14 protein-coding genes are annotated in these 21,265 nt (G+C 60.1%); 5 read left to right on the forward strand and 9 right to left on the reverse strand.

Annotated features, from left to right (window positions below; all coding sequences use genetic code 11):
- Positions 1-26 precede the first annotated feature (26 nt).
- The 4 genes from AC0ZWN_RS14880 to AC0ZWN_RS14895 all read right to left on the reverse strand — a co-directional run bounded on the left by AC0ZWN_RS14880 (position 27) and on the right by AC0ZWN_RS14895 (position 5,692).
- Complete coding sequence (locus AC0ZWN_RS14880; protein WP_476335561.1) at positions 27-1,976, reverse strand: acetyl/propionyl/methylcrotonyl-CoA carboxylase subunit alpha; 1,950 nt, start codon at positions 1,974-1,976, stop codon at positions 27-29.
- A complete protein-coding gene (locus tag AC0ZWN_RS14885) occupies positions 1,976-2,791 on the reverse strand; it encodes a gamma-carboxygeranoyl-CoA hydratase (RefSeq protein ID WP_093434145.1) in 816 nt (271 codons plus the stop codon). Before AC0ZWN_RS14885 ends, AC0ZWN_RS14880 begins: the two co-directional genes overlap by 1 nt.
- Before the next feature lie 117 nt (positions 2,792-2,908).
- Positions 2,909-4,516, reverse strand: a complete 1,608-nt coding sequence (locus AC0ZWN_RS14890; protein ID WP_414926371.1) for a carboxyl transferase domain-containing protein — start codon at positions 4,514-4,516, stop codon at positions 2,909-2,911.
- Between the two features lie 12 nt (positions 4,517-4,528).
- Positions 4,529-5,692: an isovaleryl-CoA dehydrogenase gene (locus AC0ZWN_RS14895; protein ID WP_095050784.1), complete on the reverse strand. Its 1,164-nt coding sequence runs from the start codon at positions 5,690-5,692 to the stop codon at positions 4,529-4,531.
- A gap of 297 nt (positions 5,693-5,989) precedes the next feature.
- On the opposite strand from AC0ZWN_RS14895, the gene AC0ZWN_RS14900 reads away from it, so the two are divergent.
- On the forward strand, positions 5,990-7,687 hold the full coding sequence (locus tag AC0ZWN_RS14900) for an AMP-binding protein (RefSeq protein ID WP_476335562.1): 1,698 nt from the start codon (positions 5,990-5,992) through the stop codon (positions 7,685-7,687).
- Between the two features lie 669 nt (positions 7,688-8,356).
- Here the strand turns inward: AC0ZWN_RS14900 and AC0ZWN_RS14905 are convergent.
- From AC0ZWN_RS14905 to AC0ZWN_RS14915, 3 genes are all read right to left on the reverse strand, one after another.
- Entirely contained in the window at positions 8,357-9,256 is a 900-nt protein-coding gene (locus AC0ZWN_RS14905; protein ID WP_476335563.1) for a hydroxymethylglutaryl-CoA lyase, read from the reverse strand.
- Between the two features lie 139 nt (positions 9,257-9,395).
- A complete protein-coding gene (locus AC0ZWN_RS14910; protein ID WP_093434160.1) occupies positions 9,396-9,797 on the reverse strand; it encodes a MerR family transcriptional regulator in 402 nt (133 codons plus the stop codon).
- 196 nt (positions 9,798-9,993) lie between these two features.
- Positions 9,994-10,923, reverse strand: a complete 930-nt coding sequence (locus tag AC0ZWN_RS14915) for a LysR family transcriptional regulator (RefSeq protein ID WP_016986544.1) — start codon at positions 10,921-10,923, stop codon at positions 9,994-9,996.
- A gap of 171 nt (positions 10,924-11,094) precedes the next feature.
- On the opposite strand from AC0ZWN_RS14915, the gene AC0ZWN_RS14920 reads away from it, so the two are divergent.
- Positions 11,095-12,324, forward strand: coding sequence for an acyl-CoA dehydrogenase (locus tag AC0ZWN_RS14920; RefSeq protein WP_134178261.1), 1,230 nt, complete (start codon positions 11,095-11,097; stop codon positions 12,322-12,324).
- A 119-nt stretch (positions 12,325-12,443) separates the two neighbouring features.
- On the opposite strand, the gene AC0ZWN_RS14925 is transcribed toward AC0ZWN_RS14920, so the two are convergent.
- Both AC0ZWN_RS14925 and xthA read right to left on the reverse strand, forming a co-directional pair.
- Positions 12,444-13,778, reverse strand: a complete 1,335-nt coding sequence (locus tag AC0ZWN_RS14925) for a substrate-binding domain-containing protein (RefSeq protein WP_476335565.1) — start codon at positions 13,776-13,778, stop codon at positions 12,444-12,446.
- Between the two features lie 70 nt (positions 13,779-13,848).
- Entirely contained in the window at positions 13,849-14,661 is an 813-nt protein-coding gene (gene xthA, locus AC0ZWN_RS14930) for an exodeoxyribonuclease III (RefSeq protein ID WP_064389273.1), read from the reverse strand.
- Between the two features lie 321 nt (positions 14,662-14,982).
- Between xthA and AC0ZWN_RS14935 the strand changes: the two genes are divergently transcribed.
- From AC0ZWN_RS14935 to AC0ZWN_RS14945, 3 genes are all read left to right on the forward strand, one after another.
- Positions 14,983-15,633: a GNAT family N-acetyltransferase gene (locus AC0ZWN_RS14935; protein WP_007912451.1), complete on the forward strand. Its 651-nt coding sequence runs from the start codon at positions 14,983-14,985 to the stop codon at positions 15,631-15,633.
- A gap of 66 nt (positions 15,634-15,699) precedes the next feature.
- Positions 15,700-17,427 carry an autotransporter assembly complex protein TamA gene (locus AC0ZWN_RS14940; protein ID WP_476335567.1) on the forward strand — a complete coding sequence of 576 codons (1,728 nt, stop codon included), beginning with the start codon at positions 15,700-15,702 and terminating at the stop codon, positions 17,425-17,427.
- Positions 17,424-21,098, forward strand: a complete 3,675-nt coding sequence (locus tag AC0ZWN_RS14945; RefSeq protein ID WP_476335568.1) for a translocation/assembly module TamB domain-containing protein — start codon at positions 17,424-17,426, stop codon at positions 21,096-21,098. The genes AC0ZWN_RS14940 and AC0ZWN_RS14945 overlap by 4 nt, the downstream gene beginning before the upstream one ends.
- Positions 21,099-21,265 lie beyond the last annotated feature (167 nt).

Below are 21,265 nucleotides of genomic sequence, written 5' to 3' on the forward strand. Positions count from 1 at the left end.
GCCAGGCGCAGGATCGATCCTCCCGTTCATACTTCTTCCAGCTCAACCAAAGCGCTGCCTTCGCCAACCATTTCACCTTCCTGGCAATACAGCGCTTTGATCACCCCGGCATGCGGCGCGCGGATGCTGTGTTCCATCTTCATCGCTTCCAGCACCACCAGTTGCGCACCGGCCTCAACCGATTGCCCGGCCTCCACCAACACGCGGACAATGCTGCCGTTCATCGGCGCGGTCAGGCCGCCCTGATGACTGTGGCTGGCTTCGATGGCGCTGATCGGATCGTATGTTTCGATACGGCGCAACTCACCTTCCCATTGCAGGTACAGCGCATCGCCCTGGCGAATCGCACGCAACGTACGACGAACGCCTTCGTGCTCGACGATAAGTGCTTCGCCGGACAGTCTGGCGTGGTCGGCAGCATTCAGCGTCAAGGCGCGATCCTGCCCCTCGCAACTCAAATGCAGGGTGATTTCCGGCGGCAGCCCCGCACGCAAACCGCTATTGAGTGACCAAGGCGAAGCAGGGTCATCCTGGCGTGCGGGTTGTGGCAGGCTCTGCGCCACCGCTTGAGCCGCCGCCGCCCAGAACGCATCGCTCAGCGTGCCCGGTGCACGCAGCAATTGCTCCTGGTAACGCGGAATAAACCCGGTATCCAGTTCCGCCGCCGCGAACGCCGGGTGCGCAATGATCCGCCGCAAGAAGTTGATGTTGGTTTTCAAACCGCCAATCGCAAACTCGTCGAGCATGCTCAACAAGCGCAATCGAGCCTGTTCACGATCCTCGCCCCAGGCAATCAGCTTGCCGAGCATCGGGTCGTAGAACGGCGAAATTTCATCGCCTTCTTCAACCCCGCTATCCACCCGGCGCCCTGGCCCTTCGGCCGATTCGCGATACAACGCCAGACGTCCGGTCGCCGGCAGGAAGTCATTCGCAGGATCCTCGGCGTACAAGCGCACTTCAATCGCATGGCCGTTCAACGGCACTTGTTCCTGGGTGATCGGCAGTGCTTCACCACGAGCAACGCGGATCTGCCAGGCGACCAGATCAAGACCAGTAATCGCTTCAGTCACCGGGTGCTCGACCTGCAACCGCGTGTTCATCTCCATAAAGAAGAATTCACCGCGCGCATCCAGCAGGAACTCCACCGTACCGGCGCCGACGTAACCGATCGCCTGTGCCGAACGCACCGCTGCTTCACCCATCGCCCGCCGCAGTTGCGTGGACAGGCCGGGTGCCGGCGCTTCTTCGACGACTTTCTGATGGCGCCGTTGAATCGAGCAATCCCGTTCATTGAGGTACAAGCAGTTGCCATGCTGATCGGCGAACACCTGGATTTCCACGTGACGTGGCTTGAGCAGGTATTTCTCCACCAGCATGCGCGAATCGCCGAACGACGACTGCGCTTCACGCTGAGCCGAGGCGAGGGCTTCGGCCAACTGGCTGACGTCCTCGACCACTTTCATGCCTTTGCCACCACCGCCGGCCGTGGCTTTGAGCAGCACTGGATAACCGATGCGTTCGCAGGCATCGCGGAAGGTGTCGAGATCCTGCGCTTCGCCGTGATAACCCGGCACCAGTGGCACACCGGCGGTTTCCATCAGTGCTTTGGCGGCGGATTTGCTGCCCATGGCATCGATGGCCGAGGCGGGCGGGCCGAGGAAAATCAGCCCGGCCGCTTCGATGGCACGAGCGAACCCGGCGTTTTCCGAGAGAAACCCGTAACCCGGATGAATCGCCTGCGCGCCACTGGCCTTGGCCGCTGCGATCAGCTTGTCGATTTGCAGATAACTGTCGGCGGCTTTGCTGCCGCCCAGGTCCACGCGAATATCCGCTTCCCGGCTGTGCCGCGCCTCACGGTCGGTGGCGCTGTGCACGGCAACCGTGGTCAGGCCCAAGGCTTTGGCGGTGCGCATCACGCGGCAGGCGATTTCGCCACGGTTGGCCACCAGCAGAGTGGTGAGAACAGGTGCGCTCATCAACGCGGCTCCTTGGTGGTGGTTGCGGCTTGCCAGCTCGGCGGACGTTTTTGCAGAAAGGCGCGCAAGCCTTCCTGACCTTCAGGGCTGACGCGGATACGGGCGATGGCATTTTCGGTGTAGCGGCGCAGCGCCGGGGTCAGCGCGCCGTTACCGACTTCACGCAGCAAATCCTTGCTGGCGCGCATGGCGGCGGGGCTGTTGAGCAGTAAATTGTTGATCCACTGTTCGACTTGCTGATCAAGTTCTGCCGCCGGATAGCTCTCGGACAACAAACCGATTTCCCGCGCACGTTGTCCGCCGAAACGCTCGGCGGTCAGGGCATATCGACGCGCAGCGCGTTCGCCGATGGCCTGCACCACGAACGGACTGATCACCGCCGGCGCCAGACCGATGCGCACTTCCGACAGGCAGAACTGCGCGTCATCGGCGCCAATCGCCATGTCACAGCAACTGATCAGCCCCAGCGCGCCACCGAACGCCGCGCCTTGCACCACGGCCACTGTGGGGATCTTCAGCTTGGCGAGGTTGTACATCAGCTCCGCCAATTCGCGAGCGTCGTCGAGATTGGTGTGGTAATCGAGCTCGGCCGATTGCTGCATCCACGCCAGATCAGCGCCGGCACTGAAGTGCTTGCCACGACCACGCACCAGCAGGAAACGCAGGCTGGCGTCGCTGGCGACTTTGTCCAGCGCGAGGATCAGCTCGCGGATCATCTCGGCGTTGAAGGCGTTGTTCTTTTCTGCGCGGTTGAGCCACAGTGTCGCGAAGCCGCGTGGGTCGCTGTGCAGTTCGAGGGTGTTGAAATCGCTCATATTCATCCGTCTCCACGGTTCTTGTGCGAGCGAGCCTGCTCGCGAAAACGTTGTATCAGTCGACCTATCCGCTAGCTGACAAACCGTATTCGCGAGCAGGCTCGCTCCCACAAAAAATCACATCCGGAACACGCCGAAGCGGCTCGGTTCGATTGGCGCGTTCAGCGACGCGGACAAGGCCAGGGCCAGCACATCGCGGGTCTGCGCCGGGTCGATGACGCCGTCGTCCCATAGCCGTGCGCTGGAATAGTAGGGGTGACCTTGCTCTTCATACTGGTCGAGGATCGGTTGCTTGATCTCGGCTTCCTGTTCGGCACTGAAGGCCTGGCCACTGCGTTCAGCCTGTTCGCGTTTGACCTGCACCAACACGCCCGCCGCCTGCTCGGCGCCCATCACGCCGATCCGCGCGTTCGGCCACATCCACAGGAAACGCGGGTCATAAGCGCGGCCGCACATGCCGTAGTTACCGGCGCCGAAGCTGCCGCCGATGATCACGGTGAATTTCGGCACCTTGGCGCAAGCCACCGCTGTTACCAGTTTCGCGCCATGTTTGGCGATGCCGCCGGCCTCGTATTTCTGGCCGACCATGAAACCGGTGATGTTCTGCAAAAACAGCAGCGGAATACCGCGCTGGCAAGCCAGTTCGATAAAGTGCGCACCTTTCTGCGCGGCTTCGGCGAAGAGGATGCCGTTGTTCGCCAGAATCGCGATCGGGTAGCCGTGCAGATGCGCAAAGCCACACACCAGCGTGGTGCCGAACAAAGCCTTGAATTCATCGAACACCGAACCGTCGACCAGTCGCGCAATCACTTCGCGCACGTCGAACGGCTGCTTGGCGTCAGCCGAGACCACGCCGTACAACTCATCGCTGGCGTACAGCGGCGCAATCGGCGCGCGTTGCTGCACGTCACCGAGTTTGCGCCAGTTAAGGTTGGCGATACTGCGGCGGGCGAGGGCGAGGGCGTGTTCGTCGCTCTCGGCGTAATGGTCGGCGACCCCGGAAATCTTGCAGTGCACATCGGCACCGCCCAAGTCTTCGGCGCTGACCACTTCACCGGTCGCGGCTTTCACCAACGGCGGGCCGGCGAGGAAAATCGTCGCCTGATTGCGCACCATGATCGCTTCGTCCGCCATTGCCGGTACATACGCGCCGCCGGCAGTGCACGAGCCCATGACCACGGCGATCTGCGGAATGCCCATCGCGCTCATGTTGGCCTGGTTGAAGAAGATCCGCCCGAAGTGCTCACGATCCGGAAACACTTCGTCCTGACGCGGCAGGTTGGCGCCGCCCGAATCGACCAGATAGATACACGGCAGACGATTCTGTTGCGCGATGGTTTGTGCGCGTAGATGTTTTTTCACGGTCAGCGGGTAGTACGAACCGCCCTTAACCGTCGCGTCGTTGGCGACGATCATGCATTCGACGCCTTCAACCCGGCCGATCCCGGCAATCACACCAGCGGCCGGAACGTCTTCGCCATACACGGCGTGGGCGGCCAGTTGGCTGATTTCCAGAAATGGCGAACCTGGATCAAGCAAGCGGTTGATGCGTTCACGAGGCAACAGTTTGCCGCGTGAGGTGTGGCGTTCCTGGGCTTTCGCGCCGCCGCCCTGCGCCACTTGGGCGAGCAGGGTGTGCAGGGCGTCGACCTGTTTGAGCATCGCCGCGCTGTTGGCGGCGAACTCCGCTGAACGAGGGTTGAGCTGAGTGTGCAGGGTAGCCATGGCCAGCTCCGTTTAGCGGGTTTCGTTGAACAGTTCGCGACCGATCAGCATGCGACGGATCTCACTGGTACCGGCGCCGATTTCGTACAGCTTGGCGTCACGCAGCAAGCGGCCCGCCGGGAATTCGTTGATGTAACCGTTACCACCGAGAATCTGGATCGCGTCGAGGGCCATTTGCGTCGCGCGCTCGGCGGTGTAGAGGATTACCCCGGCGGCATCCTTACGGGTGGTTTCGCCGCGCTCGCAGGCCTGGGCCACGGCGTAGAGGTAGGCGCGACTGGCGTTGAGCTGGGTGTACATGTCGGCCACTTTGCCCTGGATCAGCTGGAACTCGCCGATGCTCTGGCCGAACTGTTTGCGGTCGTGGATGTATGGAACGATCAGGTCCATGCACGACTGCATGATCCCGGTCGGGCCGCCGGAGAGCACGACGCGTTCGTAATCGAGGCCGCTCATCAACACTTTGACGCCGCCGTTGAGCACGCCGAGGATGTTTTCTTCCGGCACTTCGACGTCATCGAAAAACAGCTCGCAGGTGTTGGAGCCGCGCATGCCGAGCTTGTCGAATTTGTTGCTGCGGCTGAAGCCTTTCCAGTCGCGTTCGACGATGAACGCGGTGATGCCGTGCGGGCCTTTCTCTAGATCGGTCTTGGCGTAGATCACGTAAGTGTTGGCGTCGGGGCCGTTGGTGATCCAGGTCTTGCTGCCGTTGAGCACGAAGCGGTCGCCGCGTTTGTCGGCGCGCAGTTTCATCGAGACCACGTCGGAACCGGCGTTCGGCTCGCTCATGGCGAGGGCGCCGACGTGTTCGCCGCTGATCAGCTTCGGCAGGTATTGGGTTTTTTGTTCGTGGTTGCCGTTACGGTTGATCTGGTTGACGCAAAGGTTGGAGTGCGCGCCGTAGGACAGGGCGACCGAAGCCGAACCACGGCTGATTTCTTCCATCGCCACCACATGCGCCAGGTAACCCAGGCCAGCGCCGCCGTACTCTTCCGGCACAGTGATGCCGAGCAGGCCCATGTCACCGAATTTGCGCCACATGTCGGCGGGGAACAGGTTGTCGCTGTCGATCTGCGCGGCGCGCGGAGCGATCTCCTTGGCGACAAAGGACTGAACCTGATCGCGCAACATGTCGATGGTTTCACCGAGGGCGAAGTTCAGGGAGGGATAGCTCATGGGTCACCTTTTGGCTTTTTTGTAGGGTGGGGAGGGCGGTTACTCAGCTCTCACCTTTACGTTAACGTAAGCCTGCGATGGATGGCTGTCAATCACCCTTTACGTTAACGTCAACTTAGGCGAGAGTAGGGGCAGTTCAAGATTGAAACGGAGCGGACCTTGTGGGAGCGAGCTTGCTCGCGAAAGCGTCAGATCAGTCAACACGGATGTTGAATCTGCTGGCCTCTTCGCGAGCAAGCTCGCTCCCACAGGGGTTAAATCCGGCAAAACCCACTAATAAAGACAATAGGGGTCGTCATGGATCAACCCAGTGCAAACCCGCAGCGCAGCTACACCCGTGGCTCACAGGACAAAGCCTTGCTGGCACTGACCATCGGGCAGAAGTTCGATCACACCGCCGCGCAATACCCTGACGGTGAAGCGCTTGTCGTGCGCCATCAGCAACTGCGTTACTCCTGGCGACAACTGGCCTATGCGGTGGACCTGCACGCCAGAGCGCTGCTCGCCCTGGGTTTGCAGGCCGGCGATCGCCTCGGTATCTGGGCGCCGAATTGCGCGCAGTGGTGCATCACCCAAGTTGCAACGGCAAAAATCGGCGTGATCCTGGTCAACATCAACCCGGCCTATCGCAGCTCCGAACTCGAATACGTGCTCAAGCAATCCGGCTGCCAATGGCTGGTCTGCGCCGGGGCGTTCAAGTCCTCCAACTACCACGCCATGTTGCAAGGGTTGGTGCCGGAACTGGCCGAGCAATCCATCGGCCAACTGCGCAGCGAAAGCCTCCCCGAACTGCGCGGGGTAATCAGCCTTGACGCGCAACCACCGTCAGGTTTTCTGCCGTGGTCGCAACTGGCCGATCTGGCCACCAGCATCTCTCCCGATCAACTGCGCGAACGCAGCGACAGCCTGCACTTCGATCAACCGGTGAACATCCAGTACACCTCCGGCACCACCGGTTTCCCCAAGGGTGCGACCCTCAGCCACTACAACATCCTCAATAACGGCTACATGGTCGGTGAAAGCATCGGCCTGACCCCGCGCGATCGTCTGGTGATCCCGGTGCCGCTCTACCACTGCTTCGGCATGGTCATGGGCAACCTCGGCTGCATCACCCACGGCAGCACGATGATTTACCCCAACGACGCGTTCGACCCGTTGTTGACCTTGCAAACCGTCGCCGAAGAAAAAGCCACCGGCCTCTACGGTGTCCCGACCATGTTCATCGCCATGCTCGATCAGCCGCAACGCGCCGAGTTCGACCTGTCGAGCCTGCGTACCGGGATCATGGCCGGTGCGACGTGCCCGATCGAAGTGATGCGCCGGGTCATCAGCGAGATGCACATGAGCGAAGTGCAGATCGCTTACGGCATGACCGAAACCAGCCCTGTGTCGCTGCAAACCGGGCCGACCGATGAGCTGGAATTGCGCGTGACCACCGTCGGCCGCACCCAGCCACAGCTGGAAAGCAAGATCATCGACGAAGCCGGCAACCTCGTGACGCGCGGCACCATCGGCGAACTGTGCACCCGTGGCTATAGCGTGATGCTCGGTTACTGGAACAATCCGCAAGCCACCGCCGAAGCCATCGATGAGGCGGGCTGGATGCACACCGGCGACCTGGCGAGCATGAACGAGGAGGGCTACGTCAACATTGCCGGGCGCAACAAGGACATGATCATTCGTGGCGGCGAGAATATTTACCCGCGTGAGCTTGAGGAGTTTTTCTTCACCCATCCGGCCGTGGCGGATGTGCAGGTGATCGGCATTCCGTGCTCGCGTTACGGTGAGGAGATTGTTGCCTGGATCAAATTCCATCCCGGCCACAGCGTTTCGGAGCTGGAGCTGCAAACCTGGTGCAAGGAACGTATCGCGCATTTCAAGACGCCACGGCATTTCAAGTTCGTTGAAGAGTTTCCGATGACGGTGACGGGCAAGATCCAGAAATTCAGGATGCGTGAAATAAGCATTGAAGAACTGAAAACTATCGAGCGGTAACCGCAACCTCTGTGGGAGCGAGCTTGCTCGCGAAGGCGTCAGGTCAGCCAATATCTTTGTTGATGACACACCGCATTCGCGAGCAAGCTCGCTCCCACAGGGGATAGGTGTTGAGGAAAAGAGGAATCACAGAAAGCACAAAGGGGAGCCGAAGCTCCCCTTTAATTTTGTCGTCGCGTGCTCTTTTTTATTATTGAGGGTCGGTCTGTTGTTGTTTTTGGCAACCGTGGCCCTTTACCGCTGTTTTTGGCGACCCCCATCCGGGGTCAAGAGCAAACGTATTTTTTTGAGCGCTGATCTACTTTCTCGCTAAGCGATCCAACCGATTCGGGAGCTACCTGAAGGTAGTTTTATTGTTCTCTGCCCGGTTGCGGGTCACTCCTGAGAGCACCCTGAAAAGCACACCTTCTCCAAAAAAATCTGTTAGCTGCGTCTCTGCCGTGTTGTTTTTGTTATGTCAGAGTCGGTACGTCTTATTTTTATTGGTTTGCTGCTTTTTATTCTTGTTATGCCATAGAGATAGCAGAAGCCGTGCCAACTTTTAAAAAGCCTTATAAATCAATGTCTTGAGAATTTCAGCAAATTTTCACTCTAGCGAAACCAGACAATTTGTTTCCGTGTTACTCGCTTGAACCCACATTCCGGACACAGCGGTAACACCTTCCCCCCTCACTGTGCGCTACGAGCCTTGGCCACGCGCGAACCGCTCGGGCGACCCAGCACCACACTGATCTGCTGACCCGCAGCAATCAAGGCGTCCAGGTTGATACCGGTCTCGATACCCAGGCCGTTGAGCAGGTACACCACATCTTCAGTAGCAACGTTACCGCTCGCGCCTTTGGCGTACGGGCAGCCGCCGAGGCCCGCGATAGAGCTGTCGAACACCGAGATGCCCTCGAGCAGGCTGGCGTAGATATTGGCCATGGCCTGCCCATAGGTGTCGTGGAAGTGCCCGGCCAGTTTGTCCCGTGGTACCTGCGCCGACACCACTTCGAACAAGCGGCGAGTCGCGCCCGCAGTGCCAGTGCCAATGGTGTCGCCCAGCGAGACCTCGTAGCAGCCCATCGCATACAACTCGCGCGCGACCATCGCCACTTGTTCCGGCGCGACCGTGCCTTCGTACGGGCAACCGAGCACGCAGGACACGTAACCGCGCACGGTAACGCCGTGCTGTTGCGCCGCCTCCATCATCGGTGCGAAGCGCGCCAGGCTTTCGCTGATCGAGCAGTTGATGTTGCGCTGCGAGAAGGCTTCGGAGGCGGCAGCGAACACGGCGACTTCCTTGACCCCAGCGGCGATGGCATCTTCGAAGCCACGCAGGTTCGGCGCCAGTGCGCCGTAGGTCACGCCGGGTTTGCGCTGGATCTGTGCAAACACTTCGGCCGAACCCGCCATCTGCGGGACCCATTTCGGTGAAACGAAACTGCCGACTTCTATATAGCCAAGACCGGCAGCGCTGAGTGCATCGACCAGTTGCACCTTGTCGGCGACGCTGATCGGTTGGGCTTCATTCTGCAGGCCATCGCGCGGGCCGACTTCGATCAGGCGTACTTGGGAGGGGAGGGACATGGCGGTTGACCTGCTCTTTTGAATTCATGGAGAACCCTGTGGGAGCGAGCTTGCTCGCGAAAGCGGCGCATCAGTCGACAAACATTTGAATGTCAGACCGTATTCGCGAGCAAGCTCGCTCCCACAGGGAATGGGGTTGTTACTGAATGGCCTGCTGGCTCTTGAGCGTCTGCTCCAGTGCCTGCACGCAACGCTCTTCGGCGGTATCGAGTTCCAGTTTCATCTGTTCGATATCCAGCAACTGCTGTTCCAACTGCTCGCGGCGCTCAGTGATTTTCGCCAGCATGCTGTTGAGCTGTTTGGTGTTACCGCTGGAAGGGTCGTAAAGCTCGATCAGTTCACGGCATTCGGCCAGTGAGAAACCGATGCGCTTGCCGCGCAGGATCAGCTTCAGACTGACCTTGTCGCGTGGCGAATAGATACGTTCCTGGCCACGGCGCTCAGGGCTGAGCAGGCCTTGCTCTTCATAAAAGCGGATCGCCCGGGTGGTGATGTCCAGCTCGCGGGCGAGGTCGGAGATGCTGTAAGTCTGGCTGCTCATGGAAGCGCTCGAAAAAAGGTCTTGGCGCTAAGCTAATGGCAGGTTGACGTTTACGTCAAGAAGGATGATCTGTGGTGTTCATGCTGGCCTCATCGCGAGCAGGCTCACTCCTACAGTTGACCGTGTTTCATCTGAAGAAATGCAACCAATTGTAGGAGTGAGCCTGCTCGCGATGGCAGCGCCGCGGTAAAAAGCCCTACACCTTATCCAGCTTCTTCTCCTGCGCCGTCACCTGCTGGCACAACTCGATCATCTGCTCACGCATCCAGCGATTCGCCGGATCCTGGTCCGTGCTTTCATGCCAGTACAAGTGCGTCTCCACTGGCGGCACATCATTCACCGGCAGATTAAACGCCTGCAGCTCATGCCGCCGGGCAAAGCGCTCCGGCACCGTCATGACCATGTCGGTCTGCTGCATCACCTGCGACGCCATCAAATAGTGCTGCGAGCGCAGGGCAATTTTGCGCTGAATGCCCATTTTGCCCAGCGCCAGATCGACATAACCCAGACCACTGCGACGGCTGGAAATATGGATATGGGTCAGCGACAGGTAATCATCCAGCGAGAGCTTTTCCTTGCCTGCCATCGGATGCCCCTTGCGCATCGCACAGACGTAACGGTCTTCCATCAGCTTGACGTGGCGCACCTGCGGGTCGGTGTTGAGCGGCGCATCCACGGCGAAATCCAGACGCCCGGCGGCCAGTTCCTTGGTGGTCTCGCGGCGCTTGGACAGAAAGCTTTCGATAATCACGGTCGGCGCCAGACGGCGCAGGCGCTGGAACAGCGGCGGCAGAATTACCGCTTCGGTGAGGTCGGTCATGCTGATGCGGTAGGTCTTGACCGCCTGCGCCGGGTTGAAAATGCGGCTTTCCTGAACCGACACACGCAGCAGCGACAAAGCGTTGCGCACCGGGCCGATGATGTTCTGCGCCATCGGCGTCGGCACCATGCCCTGAGCCGTGCGCACGAACAGCGGATCGTTGAAGGTTTCGCGCAACCGCGCCAAGGCGTTGGACACCGCCGGCTGGGTGATTCCGACAATCTGCCCGGCGCGGGTCAGGTTGGCTTCGGTATAGATCGCGTCGAAGACGATGAAAAGGTTGAGGTCGACCTTACTCAGATTCATAACGCGGCTTCTCTTGTTATTAAGGGCGGTGATTTAAGGGCTGGTAATCAGCCGATCATATATCGGTGATGAATGTTTATACACGCCGAGAATAGGCTAGGTAAATTATCAGCGCTGTTCTAGCATCGATTGCATGACTTAAACAACCTCTGCCCAAGAAGGTAATTGATCATGGATTTCGCTTATTCGCCCAAGGTGCAAGAACTGCGTGAGCGCGTGACCGCGTTCATGGACACTTACGTTTACCCGGCCGAGGCGGTGTTCGAACGCCAGGTTGCCGAAGGCGATCGCTGGCAGCCGACGGCGATCATGGAAGAGCTCAAAGCCAAGGCCAAGGCCGAGGGTCTGTGGAATTTGTTTCTGCCTGAGTCGGAACTCGGTGCCGGCCTGACCAATCTCGAATACGCGCCATTGGCGGAAATCATGGGCCGCTCGTTGCTCGGCCCGGAGCCGTTCAACTGCTCGGCGCCGGACACCGGCAACATGGAAGTGCTGGTGCGCTACGCCAACGAAGAACAGAAACAGCGCTGGCTCGAACCACTGTTGCGCGGTGAAATCCGCTCGGCATTCGCCATGACCGAACCGGACGTTGCCTCTTCGGACGCGACCAACATGGCCGCCCGCGCCGTGCGTGATGGTGACGAGTGGGTGATCAACGGTAAAAAATGGTGGACCTCCGGCGCCTGCGATCCGCGCTGCAAAATCCTCATCTTCATGGGCCTGAGCAATCCCGATGCGCCGCGCCATGCGCAGCACTCGATGATCCTCGTGCCGGTCGACACCCCTGGGGTGAAAATCGTCCGTCCGCTACCGGTGTTTGGCTACGACGACGCTCCGCACGGCCACGCCGAAGTGCTGTTCGACAACGTGCGTGTGCCGTACGAAAACGTTTTGCTCGGTGAAGGCCGTGGCTTCGAAATCGCTCAAGGTCGCCTTGGCCCAGGCCGGATTCACCACTGCATGCGCTCGATCGGCATGGCTGAACGGGCCCTGGAATTGATGTGCAAACGTGCGGTAAGCCGCACCGCGTTCGGTAAACCGCTGGCGCGTCTGGGCGGTAACGTCGACAAGATCGCCGACTCGCGGATGGAAATCGACATGGCACGTCTGCTGACGCTGAAAGCGGCGTACATGATGGACACCGTCGGTAACAAAGTGGCGAAAAGCGAGATCGCGCAGATCAAAGTGGTTGCGCCGAACGTCGCACTGCGGGTGATCGACCGAGCGATTCAGATGCATGGTGGGGCCGGGGTGTCGAACGATTTCCCGCTGGCCTACATGTACGCCATGCAACGCACCCTGCGCCTGGCCGACGGTCCGGACGAAGTGCACCGCGCGGCGATCGGCAAATTCGAGATCGGCAAATATGTGCCGAAGGAAATGTTGCGTAGCGAGCGCTGATCCACCTGATCGTTCCCACGCTCTGCGTGGGAATGCATCCTGTGACGCTCTGCGTCACAGTGGACGCGGAGCGTCCATGGCGGCGTTACCACGCAGAGCGTGGGAACGATCGTGTAGGGCTAATACACCCAAACCTCAACCCGCCGATTCTTGATCCTTCCTTCATCCACATTGTTCGCCGCCACCGGCATCAACGCGCCAAACCCGCGAACCTCGCGCAACACCACGCCGTTTTTCACCAACTCCCGTCGTACCGCCATCGCCCGCAGCTTTGACAGCAGATCCGCGCGTGCCGGGTCGTCCTTGGCATCACCAAACCCGACCAAGGTCACCGCGCGTTCAGTCTTGTCATGACGCTTTATATAGTCGAACACTCGCGCCAGATCCTGACGCGCCTTGTTATCCAGCGTCGCGCTGCCTTCTTCAAAACGGAAATTCACCGTCAGACGCTGGGCGTGACGGCTGAGGGATTGATAGCCCTCGGGCATCAGTGCATTCGGCGCGACGCTCATCGCATGCACGGTCTGACTGATAAAACCGTTTGCCGCGACAATCGCCTGGCCCTGACGGCTCTGCGCGAACGTCACCAAGGCTTTTGCCCACGGATTGTTGCTGTCGGGTGGCAGATAGAAGAACAAGCGCCGCGACAGTGGATAGTCTTCGGTAGCGATCAGGCTGTTGAGCGGCAGCATCGACTGCGATGCGCCATCAGCAATGGCCACGGCTTTGGCCTGACGCACGTAGGGCAAACCGATGAAACCGATGCCTTGCGGATCCGAGCTCACGGCGTCGGATAATTGCTCGCTGGATTCAAAACGTTTCGCGGCGCTGTTCAGACTTTTCCCACGCCGGCTCAAGACGAGTTCCTTAAACGTGTCGTAGGTGCCGGACTGGTCATCGCGCGCATATAAATGAATCGCACCGCCACGCCCGCCGAGGTCTTCCCAGGTTTTCACATCGCCAGCGAAGATCCGCGCCAGTTGCTCGGTGTCCAGTTGCTGCAGCGGATTGTCGGGATGAAGGATGATCGCCAGGCCATCAATGGCGATGACTTGCTCGGCGGCGGGGCTTTTCAGGTCGCCCAGTGATTGCAGGGTCTGTAACTCACTGTCCTTGATCTCGCGGGAAGACGCGGCGAGGTCGGCGCTGGCATTTTTCAACGCGGTGAAACCGGTGCTGGAACCGTGGGCGGCGACTTCAACGACCACGCGTTTACCTTCGCTGGTCTGGCCGACGATGCGCAGTTCGTTGGCGGTGTCCGGGGTTTCGCGGTGGATTTTCAGCAGGCCTTGCTCTTGCAGCAGGCCCTCAACGAGTGCCGGGCCGAGTTCGGCGCCGATCGTGTTGGAACCTTGAATGCGCAGCGCCGGGCCGTTTTCAGGGAGGGGCAGGGCGGCGGCAGAAACCGTCAGCCATGCACTCAAGAGAAAAACGCACAAAACACGCAGGGTCATGCCGGCACCGAATCAAGCCAAGGGGAATGCCGGGGAGATTAAGTCAGGCGCATGACCAAAAGATGACAGATCAGCTGAGTTCAAGCCAGATCGGCGCATGATCGGACGGTTTTTCCATCCCGCGCAATTCATAGTCGACACCGGCGGCCTTCACCCGCGGCAACAAACCATGGGATGCCAGAATCACATCGATGCGCAGCCCGCGCTTCGGCTCATCTTCAAAGCCCCGGCTGCGGTAGTCGAACCAACTGAACATGTCGGTCACATCCGGGTTCAAGTGGCGATAGCTGTCGGTCAAACCCCAGTTTTTCAGGCGCGCCATCCACTCGCGCTCTTCCGGCAGGAAGCTGCATTTGCCGGTTTTCAGCCAGCGCTTCATGTTGTCCGGGCCGATGCCGATGTCGCAGTCTTCCGGGGAAATGTTCACATCGCCCATCACCACCAGCGGCTGCTCGTTGTGGAACTGGCTTTCCAGCAGCGCTTGCAGATCGCTGTAGAAACGCTGCTTGGCGGGGAACTTGGTTGGGTGGTCGCGGCTTTCACCCTGAGGGAAGTAGCCGTTCATGATCGTCACCGGCACGCCATTGGCGTCGGCGAACGTGCCCCAGATAAAGCGACGCTGAGCGTCTTCTTCGTCGGTGGCGAAACCTTTGTGGATGGCGATCGGCTCCTTGCGCGAGAGCATGGCCACACCGTAATGGCCTTTCTGGCCGTGGAAGTACACGTGGTAGCCGAGGGCGCGGACTTCTTCGAGGGGGAACTGGTCGTCGTGGACCTTGGTTTCCTGCAGACCGATCACGTCGGGCTGGTGTTTTTCGATCAGCGCTGCCAGCTGATGCGGACGGGCGCGCAGTCCGTTGATGTTGAAGGAAACGATCTTCATGGTCGGCAGTCCTGGCAAAAGGGCGATGCTAGCTGACATGGGGGAGATGGGCCAGTGTGGGAGAAATCATTTTGGCCTGTGGGACATGTGTTGTCCCGGAGGGCCCCATCGCTGGCAAGCCAGCTCCCACAATGTCCGCGTCGTTCATAACATTCATGTACACCAGAGAAACCTGTGGGAGCTGGCTTGCCAGCGATGAGGCCCCACCGGTCGATGAAGATCCCGAGTTGGTCTATACCTGTGGGGAACTGTGTCACCACCACAAGGTTCGTACCAACAAGAGCGCCGCCATTTGCACGCGCCCCGGGGAGATTCACCGTCATGCCTGAAACCCAGACCGCCATCGCCGACATTCATATGCTCGACCGCGGCTATTCCCGCGAAGCCCGCTCGCTGCTCTATCAGGCTTATCGCCACGAGCCGACCTTCGGCTACCTGTTCGAAGCCGAGCGTCCCGGCTATGAGCAACGGGTGCGGGCGACGGTGCGGGAACTGGTCAAGCAACACTTTCTGCAGGATCTGCCGGCCATTGGCCTGCTGGTCAACGACCGCCTGATCGGCATCGCCCTGATCGCGCCACCGCAACGCCGTTTGGGCATCACCGAAAGCTGGGCGTGGCGCCTGCGCATGGTGCTCAGCACCGGTTTCCGCTGCACTCGGCGCTATCTGGAGTACCACGACGCCGTCGCCGCGTGTGTGCCCAGCGATTCCGTGCACATGCTTCCCTTGTTGGGCATTCACCCGCAGTTCCAGGGCAAACACTTCGGTGAACAATTGCTGACCGCCGTACACAACTGGTGCGCCGTCGACGAAACCTCGCAAGGCGTGGTGCTCGACACTGGCAATCCACGATATCTGGAATTCTACAAAAGACAGGGTTACGAGGAGATCGGCGAGGTTGCCGTCGGGCCGGTGCGCGAACACGTATTTTTCCACGCCAATCCGCAGGTGTTACAAACTGCAACAGCATAACAATCGAACTTCTTGGGAAATTTCCTGTTCTATCACGCTCCCAAGCCCGTGATAGCATCCGCGCCTATGAAGTTTCTAGGAAGATTTACCAGTGGCGTGCTCCTGCTGTTAACCAGCTGCACGGCGCTGGCGCAAAGTGAATTGGATGTGCGGATCAAACCGTCCAACGATGAACTCAAGGCCAATATAGAAGGCTATATCGGCAGCCTCGGCGACCGTGACGAAGAAGCCCTGCAGCGCTTCAGTCGCGGTGCCGAAGAGCAGGCGCGCAAAGCGGCTCAGGCGTTGGGCTACTACCAGCCGCAGATTGAAAGTGACGTCAAGGGCGGCGACAAGCCGCGCCTGGTGTTGAACATCGATCCCGGCGAGCCTATTCACCTGCGCAACGTCACCATTCGTGTCGACGGCCCGGCTGCCTCCCTCAAATCCTTTCGTGTACCGAAAAGCGACGCGCTCAAGTCCGGTGCGGTGCTCAACCATGGGCGTTACGAAGACGCCAAAAGACTTATTCAGAATCAGGCCTCGCGCTTCGGTTTCTTCAGTGGCCATTTCACCCGTCAAAAACTCATGGTCGACCCGCGCGCCGGGGTGGCTGACATCGAACTGATCTACGACAGCGGCCCGCGTTTTGCGCTGGGCAAGGTCAAATTCGAAGGCGACACGCCGTTCGACGAAGACCTGCTGCAACGCATGGTGCCGTTCAAGGAGGGCGAGCCGTACGACTCCGAGCTGATCGCCGAACTCAATCGCGACCTGCAATCGAGCGGTTATTTCGAAGGCATACGCGTCGATGCCGCACCGACCACCGCGAAGAACGACGTGATCCCGGTTGACGTCAAACTCGACACGCGCAAGCCACGGACCATGGGCCTGGGCCTCGGTTATTCGACCGACGTCGGCCCGCGCATCAAAGCCAACTGGACGCGCCATTGGGTCAACCCGCAAGGCGACAGCTATGGCTGGGAAGCCGAGCTGTCGGCGCCACGGCAAAACGTCGGGCTGTTCTACGACATCCCGCTTGACCCGCCGCTGACCGACAAACTGCGTTGGGCCGGCGGTTATCAGTTCGAAGACATCGACGGTTCCGACACGCTCAGCAAGCTGCTGACCTTCGGCCCGGAATGGCACAGCAAATTGCCGAGCGGCTGGCAGCGGGTGATCTCGCTGAAATGGCAGCGTGAAGAATATGAACTCGGCGATGACTCCGGCCTGAGCACCTTGCTGATGCCCGGCATCAGTTACTCGTATCTGAAAAGCGACAACCGCATCGACCCGCACAACGGCTATCGCCTGAGCTTCGAAAGCAAAGTGGCGAAGGAAGGCCTCGGTTCGGACAACAACCTTTTATATGGCACCGCGCTGGTCAAAGGCCTGACCACGGTGTTCGACAAACATCGCTTCCTTGGTCGCGTGCAGGTCGGTGGCAGCGCCACCAACGGCTACAACTCGGTGCCGCCGTCGCTGCGCTTCTTTGCCGGCGGCGATCAGAGTGTGCGCGGCTATGACTATCAGAGCCTGTCCCCGGAAAACTCCGATGGCGACCGAATCGGCGGCCGTTACATGGTCGCTGGCAGCGTCGAGTATCAATACTCGATCGCCGAAAAATGGCGCGTGGCGACGTTCGTCGACCAGGGCAACTCCTTCAACAAACTCGAACTGCCGAACCTCAAGACCGGGGTCGGCATTGGTGTGCGCTGGGTCTCGCCGGTGGGGCCGATCCGCCTCGACCTGGCCCACGCACTCGACGACGATGGCGGCATCCGGCTGCACTTTTCCATGGGGCCTGAGCTGTGAAGCGTGGTTTGAAAATTACGGCGCTGGCGTTGTTGGCGCTGGTGTTGTTGATTGTATTGAGTGTCACCGCCGTACTCGGCACGGCGGCCGGCAGCCGCTGGGTGCTGGGCCTCGTGCCGGGTTTGAGCGTGGAAAATTTTCAGGGCCGCCTCGGCGGGCAATGGAGCGCCGATCATCTGCTGTGGCAGCAGGACAGCAGCCGCGTCGAGCTGAACAAGGCAATCTTCGCCTGGTCGCCGCTGTGCCTGACGCGCATGACCCTGTGCATCGAACAGCTCAAGGCTGATCAGGTCATTCTGCAATTCCCGCCGAGCGAAGAAACCACCGAAAGCGGCCCGATCAAACTGCCGGACCTGCAATTGCCGGTGGCCATCGAGCTGGGCGACGTGCAGGTCGGCAGCCTGTTGTTCAACGGCAGCGAACAGCTCAAGGGTTTGCAACTGGCAGCGCACTGGACTGCCCAGGGCATGCAGATTGAAAGCATCAAATTGCAGCGCGACGACCTCAGCCTGAACCTGTCCGGCACACTCGCGCCGACCGGCAACTGGCCGCTGAACATCAGCGGCGACCTGACGTTGCCGTCGCCGGGTACGGAGCCGTGGACGCTGGCGTTGAAGATCGACGGTGACCTGTTGAAAACCCTCAACCTGCACGCCGACAGCCGGGGTTACCTCGACGGCCAGTTGAGTGGTGAATTGCAACCGCTGGCGGAAAACCTGCCGGCCAAAGTGCGCATCACCGCCGATGCGTTCAAACCGAGCGCCGACCTGCCGGACACCCTGCAACTCAACCAACTGGTGCTGACCGGTGAGGGTGACCTGAAAAGCGGTTACCAGCTCAACGGCAACGCCACGCTGCCTGCCGACAGAGGTCCGGTCGCGCTGTTGCTGCAAGGCAAAGTCGATGCCAGTGGCGCGCAGATTGCCGGCCTCGACCTGACGGCCAACGACAAGCAAAGCCTGAAACTGACCGGCAGTGTTGACTGGAGCAAAGGCCTCAGCGCCCAAGCCAACATCAACTGGCAGGACTTTCCGTGGCATCGGCTCTACAACGAAATCGACGAACCTGAGGTCGCTTTGCGTACCTTCACGGGCGAAGTCTCCTACACCGACGGTCAGTACCTCGGCAACTTCGCCGCCGCACTGGATGGCCCGGCGGGCGCGTTTACCCTGAGCAGTCCGTTCAGCGGCAGCCTTAAACAGATCGCTTTGCCGCAATTGAAAATGCAAGCCGGGCAGGGCAAGGCTGAAGGGCACGTTAATGTGCAGTTCGCCGATGGCATCGCCTGGGACACCGCGCTGGAGTTGTCGGCGCTCAACCCGGCGTACTGGGTCGCCGAGTTGCCGGGCACTTTGGCCGGGCCGCTGAAAAGCCAAGGCGAAATGAAGAATGAACGCCTGAGCCTGACCGCCGACCTCGACTTGAAAGGCAAACTGCGCGGGCAACCGGCGATCCTCCAGGCCAAGGCCGATGGCGCTGGCGAACAGTGGAACCTCAATGCCCTGCAAATCCGCCTCGGCGACAACAGCATCAGCGGCAAGGGTAGCCTGCAACAGAAGCTCACCGGGCAGATCGACATCAAGCTGTCGCGTCTGGCTCAGCTCTGGCCGCAACTGCGCGGGCAGGTCAACGGGCAGGTCAACGTCGCCGGCACGTTGAAAGCACCGCAGGGCAAACTCGATCTGCAAGGTTCGCAATTGGCCTTCCAGGACAATCGCCTGCAAAGCCTCAACCTTGATGCGACTCTCGACAGCGCACAGCGGGCAAAGATCGATCTGAAAGGCAGCGGCATTCAGGCCGGCGACACTAACTTGGGCGTTTTGACCGCCAGCGCTCAAGGCGACATCAAAAAGCAGAAACTCGACCTCGATCTGATCGGGCCGAAGCTGAAACTAGCCCTCGGTCTGGATGGCAATCTGGACAAGGGCAACTGGCGTGGTCGTCTGGCCAGTGGCGATATTCAGGCCGGTGGCCAGGACTGGAAACTGCAAAGCCCGGCCAAGCTCGAACGTCTGGCAGACGGCAAAATCAACTTTGGCGCGCATTGCTGGATGTCCGGCGACGCCAGCCTGTGCGGTGAAGATCAACGGCTGATGCCGGAGCCGAAACTGCGCTACCACCTCAAGCAGTTCCCGATCGAAAGCCTCGCGCAATGGTTGCCAAAAGATTTCGCCTGGAAGGGTAAGCTCAACGCCGATCTGCAACTGGATCTGCCAGCCAGCGGCCCGAACGGTGTTGTCAGCATTGATGCCAGCGGCGGCACCTTGCGCATGAAGGAAAAGGATCAGTGGCTGGACTTCCCGTACCAGACCCTGAAACTCACCAGTAAACTCACGCCAAAACGCGTCGACACCGAGCTGAATTTCGTCGGCGGCAAACTCGGCGAATTGATGGTGCAGGCGCAGCTCAATCCACTGCCGAAAAACAAACCACTGAGCGGCTCGTTCCGCCTCAGCGGGCTGGATCTGTCGGTGGCGCGGCCGTTTGTGCCGATGGTTGAAAAACTCACCGGCCGCCTGAATGGCAGCGGCACGATTTCCGGCGGATTGCTCGCGCCGCTGGTCAACGGCACCGTTCAACTCAGCGATGGCGAAGTGTCCGGCGCCGAGTTGCCGATGGAGCTGCAGAATCTGCAACTCACCGCTGTGATTGCCGGCGAATCGGTACGCCTCGACGGCGGCTGGAAAAGCGGCAAGAGCGGGCAGGGCAGTCTGAACGGTAACGTCGCCTGGGGTCAGGCGTTGGTGGTCGATCTGGCGCTCAAAGGCACGCAATTGCCGGTTACGGTCGAGCCGTATGCCAAGCTGGAAGTGGCCCCGGATCTGAAGATTTCCATGGCCGGCGATGAGTTGGCGATTGCCGGTAAGGTGCAGGTTCCGCGAGGCGAAATCACCGTGCGCGAATTGCCGCCATCAACGGTGAAAGTCTCCGATGACACGATCATCGTTGGTGCGCAGACCGAAGAGGGCAAACCGCCGATGGCGATGAAAATGGACATCGACGTGGTGGTCGGCGAAGACAAACTGGCTTTCGCCGGTTTCGGCCTGACCGCCAACGTGAAAGGCCATGTGCACATCGGCGACAACATGGACACCCGTGGCGAACTGTGGCTCAACGACGGTCGCTACAGTGCCTACGGCCAGCGCCTGCAAGTGCGCCGTGCGCGTCTGTTGTTCGCCGGCCCCCTCGATCAACCGTATCTGGACATCGAAGCGATCCGCCAGACCGACGACGTGATCGCCGGTATTCGCCTCAGTGGCAGTGCCGAGCAGCCGACTACGCAGATCTTCTCCGAGCCGGCGATGAGCCAGGAGCAGGCGTTGTCCTATCTGGTCTTGGGTCGCCCGCTGAGCACCAACGGCGAAGACAACAACATGCTCGCGCAAGCGGCGTTGGGTCTGGGCCTGATGGGCAGCTCCGGGGTCACCAGCAGCCTGGCCAAGGATCTGGGCATTCAGGACTTTCAGCTCGACACGGCGGGCAGCGGCGATGCCACCAGTGTTGTGGCCAGCGGCAATATTACCGAGAAGCTCAGTCTGCGTTATGGCGTGGGCGTGTTTGAACCGGCCAGCACCATTGCGCTGCGCTATAAGCTGAGCAAGAAGGTTTATGTCGAAGCGGCGAGTGGCGTGGCCAGTTCGCTGGATATTTTCTACAAGCGCGATTTCTAGATTGCACCTGTTCATTTGAGCCGAGGCGCGGCCTTCGCGAGCAGGGATCTCCGGCTGACATGAATGTGTGCCTGCCACAGATTAAATGTGGGAGCGAGCCTGCTCGCGAAGGCGGTTTTCCAGCCAGCAGAGAGGGTGCGGCTGACAGCTCTTCGCGAGCAATCTCG

This window comes from Pseudomonas sp. 3B-A001-10F (genome assembly GCF_056313565.1).